Annotated in this window: 16 protein-coding genes and 2 pseudogenes; 7 read left to right on the forward strand and 11 right to left on the reverse strand. The window is 72.8% G+C overall.

The window, feature by feature from the left end; translation table 11 throughout:
- Window positions 1-220: 220 nt before the first annotated feature.
- The 7 genes and pseudogenes from AB0M28_RS12695 to AB0M28_RS12725 all read right to left on the reverse strand — a co-directional run bounded on the left by AB0M28_RS12695 (window position 221) and on the right by AB0M28_RS12725 (window position 7,174).
- Window positions 221-913 carry an SDR family oxidoreductase gene (locus tag AB0M28_RS12695; protein ID WP_365402206.1) on the reverse strand — a complete coding sequence of 231 codons (693 nt, stop codon included), beginning with the start codon at window positions 911-913 and terminating at the stop codon, window positions 221-223.
- The gene (locus AB0M28_RS12700) at window positions 910-1,806 is read right to left on the reverse strand and encodes a cupin domain-containing protein (protein ID WP_365402209.1); all 897 of its coding nucleotides are present in this window, start codon (window positions 1,804-1,806) and stop codon (window positions 910-912) included. The genes AB0M28_RS12695 and AB0M28_RS12700 overlap by 4 nt, the downstream gene beginning before the upstream one ends.
- Window positions 1,803-3,164: an amidohydrolase family protein gene (locus AB0M28_RS12705; protein WP_365402212.1), complete on the reverse strand. Its 1,362-nt coding sequence runs from the start codon at window positions 3,162-3,164 to the stop codon at window positions 1,803-1,805. Before AB0M28_RS12705 ends, AB0M28_RS12700 begins: the two co-directional genes overlap by 4 nt.
- 32 nt (window positions 3,165-3,196) lie before the next feature.
- Window positions 3,197-4,174: a pyruvate dehydrogenase complex E1 component subunit beta gene (locus AB0M28_RS12710; RefSeq protein WP_365402215.1), complete on the reverse strand. Its 978-nt coding sequence runs from the start codon at window positions 4,172-4,174 to the stop codon at window positions 3,197-3,199.
- Entirely contained in the window at window positions 4,162-4,617 is a 456-nt protein-coding gene (locus AB0M28_RS12715) for a thiamine pyrophosphate-dependent enzyme (RefSeq protein ID WP_365402306.1), read from the reverse strand. The genes AB0M28_RS12710 and AB0M28_RS12715 overlap by 13 nt, the downstream gene beginning before the upstream one ends.
- A gap of 42 nt (window positions 4,618-4,659) precedes the next feature.
- Window positions 4,660-5,583: pseudogene (locus tag AB0M28_RS12720) on the reverse strand (DeoR/GlpR family DNA-binding transcription regulator); the annotation flags it as partial.
- A 151-nt stretch (window positions 5,584-5,734) separates the two neighbouring features.
- Entirely contained in the window at window positions 5,735-7,174 is a 1,440-nt protein-coding gene (locus AB0M28_RS12725) for an NAD(P)H-quinone dehydrogenase (RefSeq protein WP_365402218.1), read from the reverse strand.
- Between the two features lie 1,550 nt (window positions 7,175-8,724).
- Between AB0M28_RS12725 and AB0M28_RS12730 the strand changes: the two genes are divergently transcribed.
- The 3 genes from AB0M28_RS12730 (at window position 8,725) to AB0M28_RS12740 (ending at window position 11,597) form a co-directional block, all read left to right on the forward strand.
- Entirely contained in the window at window positions 8,725-9,534 is an 810-nt protein-coding gene (locus AB0M28_RS12730) for a purine-nucleoside phosphorylase (protein WP_365402221.1), read from the forward strand.
- 116 nt (window positions 9,535-9,650) lie between these two features.
- Window positions 9,651-11,318, forward strand: coding sequence for a phospho-sugar mutase (locus tag AB0M28_RS12735; protein WP_365402224.1), 1,668 nt, complete (start codon window positions 9,651-9,653; stop codon window positions 11,316-11,318).
- A gap of 93 nt (window positions 11,319-11,411) precedes the next feature.
- Complete coding sequence (locus tag AB0M28_RS12740) at window positions 11,412-11,597, forward strand: hypothetical protein (RefSeq protein ID WP_365402227.1); 186 nt, start codon at window positions 11,412-11,414, stop codon at window positions 11,595-11,597.
- A gap of 54 nt (window positions 11,598-11,651) precedes the next feature.
- Here the strand turns inward: AB0M28_RS12740 and AB0M28_RS12745 are convergent, their stop codons facing one another.
- Window positions 11,652-12,410: an alpha/beta hydrolase gene (locus AB0M28_RS12745; RefSeq protein ID WP_365402230.1), complete on the reverse strand. Its 759-nt coding sequence runs from the start codon at window positions 12,408-12,410 to the stop codon at window positions 11,652-11,654.
- Window positions 12,411-12,582: 172 nt separating this feature from the next.
- Here AB0M28_RS12745 and AB0M28_RS12750 point away from each other — a divergent pair, with 172 nt between their 5' ends.
- Window positions 12,583-13,716: an adenosine deaminase gene (locus AB0M28_RS12750; protein WP_365402233.1), complete on the forward strand. Its 1,134-nt coding sequence runs from the start codon at window positions 12,583-12,585 to the stop codon at window positions 13,714-13,716.
- 24 nt (window positions 13,717-13,740) lie between these two features.
- On the opposite strand, the gene AB0M28_RS12755 is transcribed toward AB0M28_RS12750, so the two are convergent.
- Window positions 13,741-14,568, reverse strand: a complete 828-nt coding sequence (locus tag AB0M28_RS12755) for a hypothetical protein (protein ID WP_365402236.1) — start codon at window positions 14,566-14,568, stop codon at window positions 13,741-13,743.
- 59 nt (window positions 14,569-14,627) lie between these two features.
- On the opposite strand from AB0M28_RS12755, the pseudogene AB0M28_RS12760 reads away from it, so the two are divergent.
- Both AB0M28_RS12760 and AB0M28_RS12765 read left to right on the forward strand, forming a co-directional pair.
- A pseudogene (locus AB0M28_RS12760) lies at window positions 14,628-14,777 on the forward strand (adenosine deaminase); the annotation flags it as partial.
- Between the two features lie 127 nt (window positions 14,778-14,904).
- Complete coding sequence (locus tag AB0M28_RS12765) at window positions 14,905-15,237, forward strand: hypothetical protein (protein WP_365402238.1); 333 nt, start codon at window positions 14,905-14,907, stop codon at window positions 15,235-15,237.
- 90 nt (window positions 15,238-15,327) lie between these two features.
- Here the strand turns inward: AB0M28_RS12765 and AB0M28_RS12770 are convergent, their stop codons facing one another.
- Window positions 15,328-15,537 carry a PspC domain-containing protein gene (locus AB0M28_RS12770; RefSeq protein WP_365402242.1) on the reverse strand — a complete coding sequence of 70 codons (210 nt, stop codon included), beginning with the start codon at window positions 15,535-15,537 and terminating at the stop codon, window positions 15,328-15,330.
- Between the two features lie 83 nt (window positions 15,538-15,620).
- Window positions 15,621-16,136: a VanZ family protein gene (locus tag AB0M28_RS12775; protein ID WP_365402245.1), complete on the reverse strand. Its 516-nt coding sequence runs from the start codon at window positions 16,134-16,136 to the stop codon at window positions 15,621-15,623.
- Window positions 16,137-16,389: 253 nt separating this feature from the next.
- Here AB0M28_RS12775 and AB0M28_RS12780 point away from each other — a divergent pair, with 253 nt between their 5' ends.
- On the forward strand, window positions 16,390-16,962 hold the full coding sequence (locus tag AB0M28_RS12780; protein ID WP_365402248.1) for a hypothetical protein: 573 nt from the start codon (window positions 16,390-16,392) through the stop codon (window positions 16,960-16,962).
- Window positions 16,963-17,045: the final 83 nt, after the last annotated feature.

The following is a 17,045-nucleotide window of genomic DNA, read 5'->3' on the forward strand; positions in this document are numbered from 1 at the left end:
CTGACTCACCGGGAGGACGGGCCTCCCGGGCTCACAGTGGCGCGGCCGTGCCGGAGTTACACCGGGCTTCCTGCGCCGTCGTATGCAAAGGACGAGCAGACGATACCGGGGCGGTGGGGGAGCGGGATAGGGCGCCGCCGCGACATCGTGGGCGAAACGGCGTGATTTCGCCCGCGCGTGGCCGGTGGCGTGACGCGACTCACGGTCACCGCTCACGTGCTCACAGCACCAGCCACCCCCCGTCCACCGCCAGCTGCGCCGCGTTCACCGAGCGGTTGCGCAGCAGGAAGTCGACGGCGTCCACGACGTCCGCCATCACCGCCAGCCGGCCCGTCGGCGTACGGGAGCGGAACCCCTCCAGGACCTCCGCGGGCTTGTCCCGCCAGAACGGGCTGTCGGAGACGATGCCGGGATGGATCGCGTTGATCCGGACGGGAGCCAGCTCGATCGCCAGATCGCGGACGAGGCCCATGACGCCCGCGTTCACCGTGGCGACGGTCGTCGCGCCCGGATAGGGGCGCTCCTTCGCCTGTCCGCCGAAGACGACGATCGAGGTGTCGGGGGTGAACGCGGGGATCAGCGCGTGCACCGCCTCCGTGTAGCCGACGAGCTTCAGCGTCACCAGGCGCAGCGCCGCGTCGATGTCGTACGACCCGATGGGGTTGTGGTCGCGGGCGATCGCCGCGAGCACCAGATGGTCGACGCGGTCCAGTCCGGCCAGCGCGCCGGCGATCTCCTTCGGCCGGGACAGGTCCACGGCCAGCCCGCGCGTGCGGCCGCCGACCTCCTTGGCGACGGTGTCCGCGCGGTGGGCGTCGCGGCCGGTGAGCACCACGTCGTCGCCGAGGCCGGCGCGGTGGCGGGCGAACTCGCGGCCGATACCGGAGGTGCCGCCGATGACCAGCACGTTCATGGTTTCTCCTTCAGAGCCTCACGCAGATACTCCCAGTCCCGGGTGAACCGGTACGAATGACGCGACGGCGGCTGCGGCGCCTGTGTCTCCAGCCACCGCAGCGGCCCGTCGCCCGCGTTGCGGAAGCCGTGCACGCAACCCGCCGCCGCCCAGGCCGCGTCGCCCGGGCCCAGCAGCCGGTGCTCGCCGTCGAACCGGGCGTCGACCGTGCCCTCCAGGAACAGGTACGTCTCCTCGAACGGGTGGTCGTGCGTACCGGCGACACCGTCCGGCGCGTACTGGACCATGAACATCGTCGAGGCCACCGCGCCCAGATCCGGGTCGACCATCATCTTCACCGTGATACCGCTGTAGACGAGCAGCGCCGTGCGCATGCTCGCGGAGACGGCGAGCAGGTCCTGCGACTGCCTGCCCGGGTCCATCTGTTCCGGCTCGAAGTGCCCGTACGAGCGGGTGCGCGGATCGCGTACGTCGATCCGCCGCGGCTCGCGCGGGGGCAGCGCGGGTACGGGCTGCGTGTCGTGGCCGTAGCGGGCGCGCGGCACGGGGGCCAGCATGTCCGCCCAGCGCGCGGGCGCGCCGCCGGTGCCGCGCCAGGCGTGCGGGACGCCGGTGGGCAGCAGGCCGTAGTCGCCCTCCACCAGCAGCCGGGTGCCCTCCGGGGTGTCGAGCAGCACGGCGCCGGACAGGACGTGGAAGGACTCCTCGTACGCGTGGACATGCGCGCCCACCACGCCGTCCGGCGCCAGTTCGCACACGCCGAAGCCGGTGTGCACCGCGCCGTCCTCCTCGCCGACGACCTGCCACCGCCGCAGTCCGTGCGAGCCCGGCGGGGCGCCGGGCGGGACGGCGAACACCGCGTCCGCCGCCCGCCGTACCGCGAAGGCCGTCATGCCTGCTGCCGCCTGCGCGCCTCCGCCGCCGCGATGAGCCGGTCGCGCGACTCCTCCACCAGCCGGCGGGCGCGGGCGGTGTCGGCCAGCAGGGTGCCGTGGCGCTTGCGCACCACACCGTCGACGAGGACGGTGTCGACGTTCGAGGTGTCCGCGCCCAGCGTCACCGCCGCCACCGGGTCGATGAGCGGCGCCGTGTTGAGCCGGGTGGCGTCGATCGCGACGATGTCGGCCCGCTTGCCGGGGGTGAGGGTGCCGGTGCGCTTCTCCAGCCCGGCGGTGTGGGCGCCGTTCACGGTGGCGAACCGCAGCAGGTCGCGGGCGGTCAGCATGGTGTCGGGGACGGGGGTGTCCTGCTGCCAGCACTCGGCGTTGACGCGCGCCCGGTCGGCGCCGAACGCGGCGCGCATCTGGGTGAACATGTCGCCCGGGACCGTCGTCACCACGTCGATGGAGAGCGAGGGGCGCAGCCCGTACTCCTCGGCCTTCATCACCGGCGGCCAGCCGTGGCCCATCTGCAGCTCCACCTGCGGGGCGATGGAGATCCGGCCGCCGCTGTCGGCGACCATCCGCCACTCGTCCTCGCCGAAGTAGCAGCAGTGGATGTACGTCGTGCCCGGAGTGAGCAGCCCCAGCGCGTTCAGCTGCCGGATCATCCCGAAGCGGCCCGCCAGCCGCCCCATCGCCACGTGCACGGTGACCGGCAGGTCCAGCTCGCCGGCCAGCCGCCACTCCGACTCCACGACCTCGTTGGTGCAGAAGCCGGGGCCGCGGGTGGCCAGCGCCATCGTGAGCAGCCCGCCGTCGGAGGAGAAGTACCGCTCGCGGACGCGTCGTACGTCGGCGCCCGGGATCGCGATCTTGCTCTCGAACCAGTAGTCGGCGAGCGAGGTGTTGGCGCTGCCGTACGCGTACTGGGCGCGGATGCCCGTCTCCGTCAGGGCCTCGATCGCGGCGTCCGGGTGCTCGGGGGTGTTGTTGATGTGCGACCAGTCCACCAGCGTCGTGATGCCGGCGTCCAGGCACTCCAGGGCGCCGGCGAGGTTCGCCGCGTACACGTCCTCCGGGGTGTAGACGGGGGCGAAGTGGTCGAGGACGCCGGTGAAGTAGTCGTCCAGCGTGTAGTCCGGGGCGCAGCCGCGGATCGACGCCTCCCAGGTGTGCCGGTGGCTGTCGACGAACCCGGGGACGACGATCCGCCCGGTCAGGTCGAGCACCTCCGCGTCCCCGGCGGGGAGATCCCGCTCGATTGCCGCGATCTTCCCGTCCTCGATCAGGATGTCCCCCCGCTGCAGGTCCCCGATCGCCGGGTCCATCGTGACCACATGGCCGTTGCGCAGGAGCTTGCGACTGGTCATCGCCGTGACTTGCCTTCCTGGATGTGCCGTGCTCAGTAGTTGACGACGTCGCGGACCGTCGCCGCGACCCTGTCGACGGTGGGGATCACCCGCTCCTCCAGCACGTCGGCGAACGGCAGCGGTACGCACTCCGCCGCCACCCGGCGTACCGGGGCGTCCAGCAGGTCGAATCCCTCATCGGCGACGACCGATACGAGCGTTGCACCCCAACCGCCCTGGTAGGGGTTCTCCTCCACGGTCACCAGCCGGGAGGTGCGCGCGAGCGAGGTCAGCACCGTGGTGGTGTCCAGCGGGATCAGCGAGCGCAGGTCGATCACCTCGGCCGACACCCCGTCCGCCGCGAGCCGTTCGGCGGCGGCGAGGGCCACGGGCACCATCGCGGCCAGGGCGACGAGGGTGACGTCCGCACCGGGGCGGACGACCGCGGCCCGGCCCAGCTCGACGACGTGGTCCGGCGGCGCGGGGGCGCCCCTGCTCGCCAGCAGCCCCTTGTGCTCGAAGAACACCACCGGGTCGTCGCTGCGCACGGCCGCGGCCATCATGCCGACCACGTCGGCGGGCGTGGCCGGTGCGGCGATCTTCAGGCCGGGGACGGTCAGCGCCCAGTTCTCGGTGGACTGCGAGTGCTGCGCACCGAAGCCGAGCCCGCCGCCGTTCGCGGTCCGTACGACGAGCGGCACGGTCAGCTGGCCGCCCGTCATGTAGCGGACCTTGGGGATCTCGTTGGCGAGGTAGTCCCAGCAGCAGGCCAGGAAGTCGGAGAACATGATCTCGGCGACGGGCCGCATACCGGTCATCGCGGCACCCATCGCCGCGCCCACGATGGCCTGTTCGGAGATGGGCGTGTCCCAGACCCGCGCCGGCCCGAACTCCTCCCGCAGCCCGGCGGTCGTCTTGAACACCCCGCCGGCCGCCCCGATGTCCTCGCCCAGGCACACCACCGACGGATCGCGCCGCATCTCCCGCGCGATGCCCTCGGCCACCGACTCCCGGTACGTCACGTCCGCCACGCCGCACCTCCGTCGGCCCATACGTCGGTCAGCGCGGTGGCCGGGTCGGGGCCGGGCGCCGCCTTCGCCGCGTCCACGGCGTCCGCCACGGTGCGCGCGGCCCGCTCGTCGGCCGCCATGACCAGGTCCGGGGCGACGCCCAGATCGTGCAGCCGGCCGCGCGCCAGGTCGAGCGGGTCGTGCTTGAGCCAGTGCTCCAGCTCCCCGTCCGGACGGTAGGCGGCGGGGTCGGCGCGGCTGTGCCCGTAGTGCCGGTACGTCTCGCACTCCAGCAGTCCGGGACCCTCACCCGCGCGGGCCCGCCCGGCGAGGAGGGCGACGGCGTCGCGGACGGTCTCCACGTCGTTGCCGTCGACCACCCGGGCCGGGATGCCGTGTGCCGAGGCCCGATCGGCCGCGGGCCGGTACGTCGTGGTCAACGGCTCGGACGGCAAGCAGTACATCGGCGACTTCGAGATGCACCGCGGCGCCAAATCCGCTACCGCCGCCGCCCGGAGCTGCGTGGCCGCACCGGCGGCCCCATTCGCCGGCCGGCCACGTCGCTGCCCAGGAAGCGACACCTCCCGAGGCGCCCGCCCGGAGCCCGCCCGCCCCGCGGCAGCGGGATGCTCGGCGACACCCGAAACCCCCGCCCCGGCGACGGAGATCTGCACACCCTGGTCCGCGAGCGCCTGCAGCTCCGTGGCCGCACGCTCCTCACCCGCCGGCGGCTCGTCCGTCACCAGCCGCGTGATCACATCGCTGGGCACCGTCTGGAACATCGTGTCCGTACCGAGCTTCGAGTGATCGGCGAGGACCACGACCTCCGCGGCCGCCTGCACCAGCGCCCGGTCCACGCTCGCGGAGAGCATGTTGGACGTGGACAGCCCGCGTTCGGCGGTGAGCCCGCTGCCGGACAGGAACGCCCGCGACACCCGCAGCCCCTGCAGGGACTGCTCCGCGCCGCTGCCGACGAGCGCATAGTTCGAGCCACGCAGCGTGCCGCCGGTCATGACGACCTCGACCCGGTTCGCGTGCGCCAGCGCCTGCGCGACGAGCAGCGAGTTCGTGACCACGGTGAGCCCCGGCACCCGCGCGAGCCGGCGCGCCAGCTCCTGCGTCGTCGTACCGGCGCCGACCACGATGGCCTCGCCCTCTTCGACGAAACCGGCGGCGAGATCGGCGATGGCCGTCTTCTCCGCGGTCGCTAGATGGGATTTCTGCGGGAAGCCGGACTCCCGTGTGAAGCCGCCCGGCAGCACCGCACCGCCATGCCGGCGGTCGAGGAGTCCCTCGGCCTCGAGAGCCCGTACGTCCCGACGTACGGTCACCTCGGAGGTCTGGACCACACGCGCGAGCTCACGGAGCGATACGGCCCCGTTGGCTCGCACCATTTCCAGGATCAACTGACGACGTTCTGCAGCGAACACGAAACTGACAGTAACGCCAACGACCGACTGGTTTCAGCTCTTTGCGCCGATTAACGGAAGCTGTTCGTACCACTCGCCGGATGATGGTATACGCGGACGCACCCCTGTTCGGAGTGCCCGCGAAGGACGTCCGAACAGGTCTGACGGAGCCTCAGAGCTCCGACGCCGTCTTTCGTCCGTGCAGCTGACGTGCCACCTCGGCGATCGAACCCGACAGAGACGGATAGACCGTAAAGGCATTTGCGATCTGTTCGACGGTCAGATTGTTGTCGACCGCGATCGAGATGGGATGGATCAGCTCACTGGCCCGCGGCGCGACGACGACACCTCCGACGACGATTCCCGTACCGGGCCTGCAGAACAGCTTCACGAAACCGTCGCGAATCCCCTGCATCTTCGCCCGGGGGTTGCGCAGAAGTGGAAGCTTCATCGCCCGTGCGTCAATGCGCCCCTCGTCGATGTCGGCCTGCTGGTAACCCACCGTGGCGATCTCCGGGTCGGTGAAGACATTCCCGGACACCACCTTGAGATTGAGCGGCGCGACGGCGTCGCCGAGGAAGTGGTACATGGCGATACGACCCTGCATCGCGGCGACGGACGCGAGCGCGAAGACGCCCGTGACGTCACCGGCGGCGTAGATGCCGGGCGCGGAGGTCCGCGAGACCTTGTCCGTCCAGATGTGGCCGGAATCCTTCAGTCGTACGCCGGCCTCCTCCAGACCGATGCCCGCGCTGTTGGGGATCGCGCCGACGGCCATCAGGCAGTGCGTGCCGGAGATGACGCGCCCGTCGGCGAGGGTGACCTCCACCCGGTCCCCCACCCGCTTGGCGGAGGCGGCCCGGGAGCGGGCCATGACGTTCATGCCGCGCCGCCGGAAGACGTCCTCGAGGACGGCGGCGGCGTCGGGGTCCTCGCCGGGCAGCACGCGGTCGCGGCTCGACACGAGGGTGACCTTCGACCCCAGCGCCTGGTAGGCGCCGGCGAACTCGGCGCCGGTGACACCGGACCCGACCACGATGAGCTCCTCGGGGAGCTCCTCCAGGTCGTACACCTGCTTCCAGTTGAGGATGCGCTCGCCGTCCGGCAGGGCGTCCGGCAGCTCGCGGGGGGTCCCGCCGGTGGCGATGAGCACCGCGTCGGCGGTGAGCTCCTGCGTCGAGCCGTCGGCGGCGGTGACCGTGACCTGCCGCGACCCGTCCGGCGCCTGGCTCGCCCCGATGCTGCCGCGCCCGCGCATCACCCGGCCGCCGGCGCGGGTGACGGAGGCGGTGATGTCGTGCGACTGGGCGAGCGCGAGGCGCTTCACCCTGCGGTTGACCTTGCCGAGGTCCACGCCCACGACGCGGGCGGCCTGCTCCATCGGCGGGGTGTCGTCCGCGACGATGATGCCCAGCTCCTCGTAGGAGGAGTCGAAGTTCGTCATGACCTCGGCGGTGGCGATGAGCGTCTTCGACGGCACGCAGTCGGTGAGCACCGACGCGCCGCCGAGGCCGTCGCAGTCGACGACGGTCACCTCCGCGCCGAGCTGCGCGGCTACGAGGGCGGCTTCGTAGCCGCCGGGTCCACCACCGATGATCACGATCCTGGTCACCAGGCCATTGTCCCTCACGCCGGGCGCGCGGGGGTGGTGGGGGTCGCCCCGCCACGCCCCCGGCCTCTCGGCCGGCTCCCCCGGTCGGGCGCGGGTCCGCGCTGCCGCCTGCGGCGCGCCTCGGTGCGGTCCCGCACCCCCCGCGGGGGTCGGCGCTGCGCGCCTCAGTCCTCAAACGCCAGACGGGCTGGATGGGGTGCCAGTCACGCTGGAAGCGTCCGGTCACGCTGGCGCCTGCGGCGCGATTCGGCGCTCCGCGCCTCAGTCCTCAAACGCCGGACCGGCTGGGGTGGTGCTGCGGTCCCGCCGGAAGCGTCCAGTCCCGCCGGCGCCTGCGGCGCACTTCGGCGCTCCGCGCCTCAGTCCTCAAACGCCGGACCGGCTGGGGTGGTGCTGCGGTCCCGCCGGAAGCGTCCGGTGCCGCCGGCGCCTGCGGCGCGATTCGGCGCTGCGCGCCTCAGTCCTCAAACGCCGGACGGGCTGAGATGGGGTCCGGTCACATCGGAAGCGTCCAGTCACGCCGGCGCCTGCGGCGCGATTCGGCGCTGCGCGCCTCAGTCCTCAAACGCCGGACGGGCTGAGGGGGTGCTGCGGTCACGCTGGGAGGGAGCCGGGCGGGCTGAGCGGGTGCTTTTGCTGGCGGAGCGCAGCGGAGTCGGTTCACCCGCGCCGGGTCACCGTCGGCATACCTCGGCGGAGCGCCAGCGGAGCCGTTCGCTTCGCATCCGGACGGCGGAGCGCAGCGGAGCCGGCGCAGCCTCACCGGGTCACCGGGCGGCACACCCCGGCGCAGCGTCAGCGGAGCCGATCACTGGGCGGCGCCATGGCGCCGTCCCCCCGCGCTCCGCCCGGCAAGGCCCCTTGGGGCCGCAGAATCGCTCCGATCCACAACGACACCCGCCCACGAACCCCCACACCAGGGTCACCGGACACAACCGTCCCCGCCCCGGGTAACCGCCCACCCGAGGGCGCGCCCACACCTCGGAGGCGCCGACGGTGAGCGACCAGTGCGGGGGCGGGTGGCCAAGGGGGTTGGAGGCTCAGGTCGGGGGGCGGGGCTGGGGGCGGGCTGGTGGCGGAGCTGGTGGCGGGGCCCTGCACCCCCAACCACCCGACCACAATCGCCCACCCCGACCACGACGAGCCCGCACCCCCCCCAGGCGCCGACGTCAGGCAAGACGACCCGTAACGGGTGGCGTGTGGGTGGGGGCAACCCCGCGCCGAAGGCGCGGGCGGCGCCGGACACCCGACGCGCACCGGACACCCCCACAGGCGCCGGGCCACCGGACACGAACCCGACACCCACGCAGGCGCCAGGCCACCCGACACGAACCCGACACCCCCACAGACGCCAGGCCACCGGACGCGAACCCGCCCCCCACCCCCCGCCACCAGCCCACCGGACCGCAACCGCCCGCCCCAAGACAAACCCGCCGGTGGGCGCTGGGGGGCTTACCAGCCCCCCAGACCCCCCGTCCCGCGGCACGCGCGCCCCCCGCGAGCGAGGGGGTTCGGGCGCAACGGGCTTCTACGCGCGTAGGATCGACCGCGTGAACGCATCAGTTTCCTCGGATCCCCAGGCCGCGGCCAACGCCGCCGCGGACGCCCTGCGCCGCATCACCGGCGCCGAAACCCACGACGTCGCGCTCGTCATGGGCTCCGGCTGGGTGCCGGCCGCTGAGGCGCTCGGCGCGCCGGAGGCGGACTTCCCGGTCACCGACCTTCCCGGCTTCCCGGCGCCGGCGGTGGCGGGACACGCGGGCCGGGTCCGCTCGTACGTCGTCGGTGACAAGCGGGCGCTGGTCTTTCTGGGCCGCACCCACTACTACGAGTCCCGTGACGTCGCCGGCGTCGCGCACGGCGTACGGACCGCCGCGGCCGCCGGCTGCAAGACGGTCGTCCTCACCAACGGCTGCGGCGGTCTGCGCGAGGGCATGCGCCCGGGCCAGCCCGTACTGATCAGCGATCACATCAATCTGACGGCGGCGTCCCCCATCGTCGGCGCGAACTTCGTCGATCTCACCGACCTGTACTCCCCGCGGCTGCGCGCGCTGTGCAAGGAGGTGGACGCGTCCCTGGAGGAGGGGGTGTACGTCCAGTTCCCCGGCCCGCACTACGAGACCCCGGCCGAGATCGAGATGATCCGCCGCCTCGGCGCGGACCTGGTCGGCATGTCGACCACCCTGGAGGCCATCGCGGCCCGCGAGGCCGGCGCCGAGGTCCTCGGCATCTCCCTGGTCACCAACCTCGCCGCGGGCATGACCGGCGAGCCGCTGAACCACGAGGAGGTCCTCCAGGCCGGCAAGGACTCCGCCGCGCGCATGGGCACCCTGCTCGCGGACGTACTGCCGCGCCTCTGACGGCCGACCGACGGCCGACCGGCCCCCGCACGCCCCTGCCCGGGGTACCCGTTCCCCATGCCCCGCCCCACCACGCCCCACCCCCGGAGAACACCGCACCGGAAAGGACCACCCCCGTGGCACACGAAGACCTCAAGGCGCGCGCAGCGGCGTGGCTCGCGGAGGACCCGGACCCGGACACCCGGGCGGAGCTGGAGAAGCTGATCGAGGCCGGTGACACGGACGCGCTGGCGGAGCGGTTCGCCGGGATGCTGCAGTTCGGTACGGCCGGACTGCGCGGTGAGCTGGGCGCGGGCCCGATGCGGATGAACCGCGGGGTCGTCATCCGCGCGGCCGCGGGCCTGGCGGCGTATCTGAAGAAGCAGGGCCACACCGACGGCCTCGTGGTCGTCGGCTACGACGCCCGCCACAAGAGCATCGACTTCGCCCGCGACACCGCCGCCGTCATGGTGGGCGCGGGGCTGCGCGCCGCGCTGCTCCCCCGGCCGCTGCCGACGCCCGTGCTCGCGTTCGCGATCCGGCACCTGGGCGCCGTCGCCGGCGTCACCGTCACCGCCAGCCACAACCCGCCGCAGGACAACGGCTACAAGGTCTACCTCGGCGACGGCTCGCAGATCGTCCCGCCCGCCGACGCGGACATCGCGGCGGAGATCGAGGCCGTGGCGTCGCTGGAGTCGGTGCCGCGCGCCGTCGGCGGCTGGGACATCCTGGGCGAGGACGTCGTCGACGCGTACCTCGACCGCGCAGCCCACGTGGCCACCCCCGGCGGACCGCGCGACCTGCGCGTCGTCCACACCGCGCTGCACGGCGTGGGCGGGGTGACGCTGCGCGAGGCGTTCGTACGGGCGGGCTTCGCGGCGCCGCTGCCGGTCGACGAGCAGTTCGCGCCCGACCCCGACTTCCCCACGGTCTCCTTCCCGAACCCGGAGGAGCCGGGCGCCATGGACCTCGCCTTCGCCAGGGCGCGGGCCGAGGGCCCCGACATCATCCTGGCCAACGACCCCGACGCGGACCGCTGCGCGGTGGCCGTCCCGGCCCCGGGTACGGACGAGGGCTGGCGGATGCTGCGCGGCGACGAGGTCGGCGCGCTGCTCGCGACGCACCTGGTCCACAAGCGGGCCACCGGCACCTTCGCGACGTCCATCGTCTCGTCCTCGCTCCTCGGCCGGATCGCGGCGGCGGCAGGCCTTCCGTACGAGGAGACGCTGACCGGGTTCAAGTGGCTCTCGCGCGTCGAGGGCCTGCGCTTCGGTTACGAGGAGGCGCTCGGCTACTGCGTGGACCCCGAGGGCGTACGCGACAAGGACGGCATCACGGCGTCGCTCCTCGTGGCCGAACTGGCCGCGGAGCTCAAGGCGTCGGGCCGCACGCTCGACGATCTGCTGGACGACATCGCCGTCGAGTACGGACTGCACGCCACGGACCAGCTCTCGGTCCGGGTCGAGGACCTCGGCCTCATCGCGGCGGCGATGGAACGCCTGCGCGCGCAGCCCCCGTCGTCCCTCGCCGGGCTGCCGATCGCCTCGGCGGAGGACCTCACGAAGGGCTCCGCGGCGCTGCCTCCCACGGACGGCCTGCGCTACCACCTCGCGGGTGACCCCGCCCGGGGCATCGAGGCCGCGCGGGTGATCGTCCGCCCGAGCGGCACGGAGCCGAAGCTCAAGTGCTACCTGGAGGTCGTGATCCCGGTCGCCTCGGCGGACCGCCTCGCCGCGGCCCGCGCCCTGGCGTCGTCGACGCTGGCGTCGCTGAAGGCGGATCTGGGGTCGGCGGCGGGCATCTGACGGCTCACCCGGCGTGAGGCGGGTACCCGGCCGGTGAACCGCGGAGCCGCCGGCCGTCGGCGGCTCCGCCCGTCCACGGATCGGAGACTCCCCATGCTGGCTTTCGCAGCCTTCGTGCTCTTCGGGATCGCCTGGATCCTCCACATCACCGAAACCACGGTGGACGCGGAGATCTTCAGCACCTGGAGCGTCGTCTTCCTCGGCCTGGCCCTCCTCGCGCTGCACCTCGGCGGGGTCGGCACCACGTGGTCCGGCCGCCGCTGGAGTCGCCGCCGCTGACCCGCTCCGCGGGATCCCGGCCTCGGACTGCCGCGCCCCCGGACCGGGCACGGCCTAGTGATAGGCGGCGGAACCGAACCCCGCGGCCAGGGGCATGCGCAGCCCCAGCGGCGGCGGCGCCGCGAACGCGTCCGCGAGGGACCGCGCGTAGTCCCGCTCGAAGAGCGAGCCCAGGACGAAGTCCGCGGTGAGCGCCCCGACTTCCGCCCGGTGGCCGCTGAGCGTGTGCCCGTCGGTGTGGACCTCGAAGCGGCACACGTCCCGGTTGGCCTTCTTCACCCGCTCCGCGAGCCGGTACGACGACTCGGGCTCCGTCCGCGCGTCGTCCGTGCCGTGCACGATCAGCACGCGCCGCCCCGCGAGCTGCTTCACCGGCTCGTCCGCCACGCTGTCCGCGGGCAGCCAGGGCGCCAGCGCCGCCACCGACCCCACCGCGTCGTGCCCCGCCGCCCGCAGCGCGGCCCGCCCGCCCATGTCGACGCCGATGAGGGCGACCGGTACGTCCCCGTACCGGCGTACGACCTCGTCGACCGCCCACATCGCGTCCCGCACGGGATCCGCCGCGTCCCCGTTCCAGCCGCGCACGCGGTACTGCACGACGTGCGCCGCCAGCCCGTCCCGCCGCCCCGCGCGGGCCAGTGCGCGCGCGAGCTGGCGCACCGCGGCGGACGACAGCCGCGTGGGGCGGCCGGTACCCTCCGGCGGGCCCGCCGGGAGCAGCAGAGCGACGCCCTGCGGGGTGCCGGCGGGACCGAGGGACCGGCCGAGGGCTGCTTCACGGGTACGGGCGGCGTTGGCCGGACGCGTCAGCATGCCGCCACCTTCGCAGATGGGGCCGCCACGGCGATAGCCGTTCACCAACTCCCGTTCCGGTACCGGCCCCACGGGGCCCCGGCCGAGGTCACCGCCGCGGCCGGTGGGGCGCCAACACCCCGCGGACGCCCAGCCTCTACGCGCGTAGCCGCCGAGGGGCTATTGTGCGGGAATGAACAGCGACACCCCGGGGACTCCCACCCCCGACCAGATCAAACGGGCCCCGAAGGTCCTGCTGCACGACCACCTGGACGGCGGCCTGCGTCCCGCCACGATCATCGAGCTGGCCCGTGACTGCGGTTACGGCGACCTGCCCGAGACCGACCCGGAGAAGCTCGGCGTCTGGTTCCGCGAGGCCGCGGACTCCGGGTCGCTGGAACGGTATCTGGAGACCTTCGCCCACACCTGCGCCGTGATGCAGACGCGGGAGGCGCTCACCCGGGTGGCCGCCGAGTGCGCCGAGGACCTGGCGGCGGACGGCGTGGTGTACGCCGAGGTCCGCTATGCCCCCGAGCAGCATCTGACGGCCGGGCTGACCCTGGAGCAGGTCGTGGAGGCCGTCAACGAGGGCTTCCGCGAGGGCGAGCGGCGCGCGCTGGCGGCCGGCCACCGCATCCGCGTGGGCGCGCTGCTGACCGCGATGCGGCACGCCGCCCGCGCGCTGGAGATCGCCGAACTCGCCAACCGCTACCGCGACAACGGCGTGGTGGGCTTCGACATCGCGGGCGCCGAGGCGGGCCACCCGCCGACCCGCCACCTCGACGCGTTCGAGTTCCTGAAGCGGGAGAACAACCACTTCACCATCCACGCCGGCGAGGCGTTCGGCCTGCCCTCCATCTGGCAGGCGCTGCAGTGGTGCGGCGCCGACCGGCTGGGCCACGGCGTGCGGATCATCGACGACATCGAGGTGGCCGACGACGGAGGCGTGAAGCTGGGCCGGCTCGCGGCGTACGTCCGCGACAAGCGGATCCCGCTGGAGATGTGCCCGTCGTCCAATCTGCAGACGGGCGCGGCCACGTCGTACGCGGAGCACCCGATCGGCCTGCTGCGGCGGCTCCACTTCCGTACGACGGTGAACACGGACAACCGGCTGATGAGCGGTACGAGCATGAGCCGGGAGTTCGAGGAGCTGGTGAAGGCGTTCCACTACACGCTGGACGACATGCAGTGGTTCACCGTCAATGCCATGAAATCCGCTTTCATTCCTTTCGATGAACGTCTCGCGATGATCAACGAGGTCATCAAGCCCGGCTACGCCGAGCTGAAGTCGGAGTGGCTGTTCTCCAGCGGCGGCCTGAACGGCTGAGCCGACGTCCTGGCGCCCCGCCTCTCAGCTCCCGGCCTCTCCAGGGCCCCGGGAGCCGGGGCGCCGCAGCAGACGGGTGAGCGGCGAGGCCCGGCCTTCCCGGGCGCGCCGGTACCGCTCCAGGGTCTCGGGCGTTGCCGTACGCACCCACAGCGGGGCCCCGATCAGGACCCGGTGGTACCCCTCCGACCGGAACATCTCCGGCAGCACGACATCGCAGTAGATCTCGGCGAACCACTCGCACTCCGGCCCCTGTTCCAGGTGCATGCTGGAGACGTAGAGGCGCTCGCGCTCGGCGAGGGGCCGCTCGTAGTGCGCCGCCAGCCGCACCGCCGCCCACGCCAGCTGCGGATGGACGGGCAGCCGCAGATGCTCTCCCTCCCGCAGCCGGTCGTCGAAGTTCGTGATCAGCTGCGTCGCGGTTCCGAGGCCGGAGCCGACGTCCTGCCGCTCGTACATCTCGGTCATCCGGAACGGCCGCGTGTGCTCCCGGCTTCCGAACAGGCACAGGTCGACCTGCCGGCCCTGCGGGTCGGCCGTACGGACGTGGAGTACGACCGCCTCCGTCTCGTGCTGCCCATGCACCTCGGAGAAGTGCACGGTCCCCGCCCCCTCGGCCCACTCCACGGCCGGTAGGCGGGCGAAGGTCACCTCGGCCTGGTCGCCGATGACGCGCTCGACGGCGTCCGCCAGCTCGGTGCGCTGCTTGATCTGCCCGGCGGGCTCCTGGACCTGGGCCTGGAACACCCCGAGGTTCACCCCCAGGGAGGCGGTCGCCGCCGGTCCCGGCCGGATCCCGTTGTCCTCCGCGACGAGCAGTACGCGGCGGTTCGACCAGTACTTGTACTTCATCAGACCTCCGGCGATCCCCCGTGCCCGCACCCAGTGTGGCGCTCCGTGGGCCGGGGCACGTCAATTCCATGAAATCCGCTTTCATTCCTTTCGATGAACGTCTCGCGGTGATCGACGAGGCCGCCGGGTCCGGCCACGGCGGGACGAAGTCCGGGCGGCTGTTCAGGCAAACGTCGGTGACCAGCGGTTCTGTGGAATACGGGAGCTGATCCGATCAGCATGCGATGGGGCCGTACGGGTCAATATCCCGGCGGCCCCGTCGTGGTTGGCCAGTCCGCGGACCGCTGGCTAGCGTGAAAACGCCTTTCAGCCGACGAGGACGAGGACTCGAATTCCATGAAGACCCGCAAGATTCTGGGTGCGACGCTGCTCGGTGCCGCCTTTGTCGCCGGTGCGGCCGGTTCGGCCAACGCCGCGGACGAGCCGGGCGGCCTGCCCCCCGTCGACGGCCTGACCGGGCTCGGCTCCGGGGTGAGCGTCCCCGACGGCCTGCTGAACCAGACCGGCAAGCTGAACGGCGTCGGCCACGGCACCGTCGGCAACGTCGCCGGCACCGACCTCGGCGGGCTGACCTCGCTGGGCGGCTCCGCCGTCGGCGACGGCAGCGTCGGCAAGCCGAGCCTCGCGGTCGACGGCGTGACCGAGCAGCTGGGCGGCCTCGCGGGCTGAGCACCCCGGGACGTACGCAAGGGCCGTGCCCACCCCCAGGCCGGGGGTGGGCACGGCCCTGCGCCGCGTCCGCGGGTCCGCCGGGTCAGCTCACCACGCGGCGGCCCGGCCGTGCGCCTTGTCCTCGCTCGGGAGCACCAGCCACAGCGCCAGATAGATCAGGAACTGCGGGCCGGGAAGCAGGCAGGAAACGAGGAAGATGACCCGCATCGTGTTCGCGGAAATACCGAAACGGCGCGCCAGTCCCGCGCAGACTCCGGCAATCATCCTTCCGTCCGTGGGGCGGGTCAGTGCGGCCATGACGGCGACTCCTTCGATCGGCGTTGTTCCGTCTTTCCGACGGTAATTCCACCGTAGGCGCCGGCCGGCCGGAGAACGTCGGACTAGGGTGCGATACCGACCCTGGAGAATCTCGGGGTCTTACCCTGAGAAACGCCGCCACCGGGGGTTACGACGGCCGGCGGGCCGTCGATCCGCCGCCGCAGGGCGCCGCGCACGGCGGGGACGACCGCCAGATGCAGGACCGCGATGCCCGTGGTGTTGAGCAGGACGGCGTCCACGTTTCCCACCTGGCCGGGGATTCCGCTCTTCAGCAGCTCGATGCCCAGGGAGAGCATCAGGCCGGCGAAGGCGGTGCGGACGAGGGAGCCGACGGTGGAGACGTACAGCCGCCCGCCCGCGAGGGGCAGCAGCACGCCGAGGGGTGCCAGCAGCAGGAACGGTCCTCCGATGCCGCGCACGGCGGCCCAGCCGCCCTCCGCGACCTTGTCCCGGATCGTCGCGAGGGGTTCGAGGTTCGTCCCGTCCACCCAGGGGACGGAGGCGGGTCGCAACGTCAGCCACCAGACGATCGCGAAGTGCGCCAGCAAGAGCAGAACCCCTGCCGCACGAATCCCCATGGGTGCCCGCCGCGCGGGCGCATGACGCTGCACGATCCGGAAGACGCGGCTCGACGCCCGTACGGTTCCGGACAACTCGCACGTGTGGGACGCGCCACGGCTGATTGCGTACGGCGCCATCTTGAGCACGTTCAGTATCTCTGTCACCGTCGCGTCCGACGGCCGCTCCGCGGGGTCGCTCGTCGGGGACGTGCCCGGGGGGCGAGCTGTTCGGAGCAGTGCGGTGGCCGGCCTTGGGGGGTTGGTGGGTGCAATGAGCTGGACCCAGACCGAGGAATCCGAGTACGGACCGGAGCGACCGCCGGCGTGGCGGGACAATCTGCGGTATTCGGCCGCGCTGTGGGCCGCGGCCGCCATGTTCTACGCGGAGTCGGCCTTCACCGTCGCCCTCGGCAATGCCGTCATCCCCCAGGGGGATCCCGACACCCCCCTCAGCGGTGCCTTCTACCTGGTCGTCGGTCCCGTGCTCTCGATCGTCGCGGCGATGTGCCTGGCGCTGCCGACCGTGCTGTTCTCCCGGTGGTCCGCGAGCCGTGCCGGGCGGCCCGAGACGTGGTGGTGGTGTGCCGCGTCGTGCGCGGCGGCCATGCTGGCCCTGGTGGTGATACTGCCCGTGATGGCGGGCGCGGCGCCGCGTGCGGTTGTGGTCCTGAAGGTCTGGCTGGGCCTCACGGCCTTCGCCACCCCTGCGGCGCTGGCGGCCCGTGGCGCGGCGAACGGCCACCGGTTCACGGCATGGGCGGGCTGTGGGGGCGGGACTCTGATCGCCGCGGTGGTCGCCGGGCTGACCGTACGGGTGTCCGCCACGGACATCCTGCCCGGCTGATCGTCGCCGGCGCCTCAGCCTCGCAGCGCTGTCCGCTCCGCCGACGTCTGCCCGGGGCTCAGGACCCCGTTGCACCGCCACCG

Origin of the sequence: Streptomyces sp. NPDC051940 (assembly GCF_040680895.1) — a bacterium.
Classification (GTDB): domain Bacteria; phylum Actinomycetota; class Actinomycetes; order Streptomycetales; family Streptomycetaceae; genus Streptomyces.

Coding starts and splice junctions, on each gene's coding strand:
- AB0M28_RS12775 (WP_365402245.1), bottom strand. CDS start 16,136: ATGGGGATTCGTGCGGCAGGGGTTCTGCTCTTGCTGGCGCACTTCGCG.
- AB0M28_RS12770 (WP_365402242.1), bottom strand. CDS start 15,537: ATGGCCGCACTGACCCGCCCCACGGACGGAAGGATGATTGCCGGAGTC.
- AB0M28_RS12715 (WP_365402306.1), bottom strand. CDS start 4,617: ATGTACTGCTTGCCGTCCGAGCCGTTGACCACGACGTACCGGCCCGCG.
- AB0M28_RS12765 (WP_365402238.1), top strand. CDS start 14,905: ATGAAGACCCGCAAGATTCTGGGTGCGACGCTGCTCGGTGCCGCCTTT.
- AB0M28_RS12780 (WP_365402248.1), top strand. CDS start 16,390: ATGAGCTGGACCCAGACCGAGGAATCCGAGTACGGACCGGAGCGACCG.
- AB0M28_RS12705 (WP_365402212.1), bottom strand. CDS start 3,164: ATGACCAGTCGCAAGCTCCTGCGCAACGGCCATGTGGTCACGATGGAC.
- AB0M28_RS12695 (WP_365402206.1), bottom strand. CDS start 913: ATGAACGTGCTGGTCATCGGCGGCACCTCCGGTATCGGCCGCGAGTTC.
- AB0M28_RS12755 (WP_365402236.1), bottom strand. CDS start 14,568: ATGAAGTACAAGTACTGGTCGAACCGCCGCGTACTGCTCGTCGCGGAG.
- AB0M28_RS12750 (WP_365402233.1), top strand. CDS start 12,583: ATGAACAGCGACACCCCGGGGACTCCCACCCCCGACCAGATCAAACGG.
- AB0M28_RS12740 (WP_365402227.1), top strand. CDS start 11,412: ATGCTGGCTTTCGCAGCCTTCGTGCTCTTCGGGATCGCCTGGATCCTC.
- AB0M28_RS12700 (WP_365402209.1), bottom strand. CDS start 1,806: ATGACGGCCTTCGCGGTACGGCGGGCGGCGGACGCGGTGTTCGCCGTC.
- AB0M28_RS12745 (WP_365402230.1), bottom strand. CDS start 12,410: ATGCTGACGCGTCCGGCCAACGCCGCCCGTACCCGTGAAGCAGCCCTC.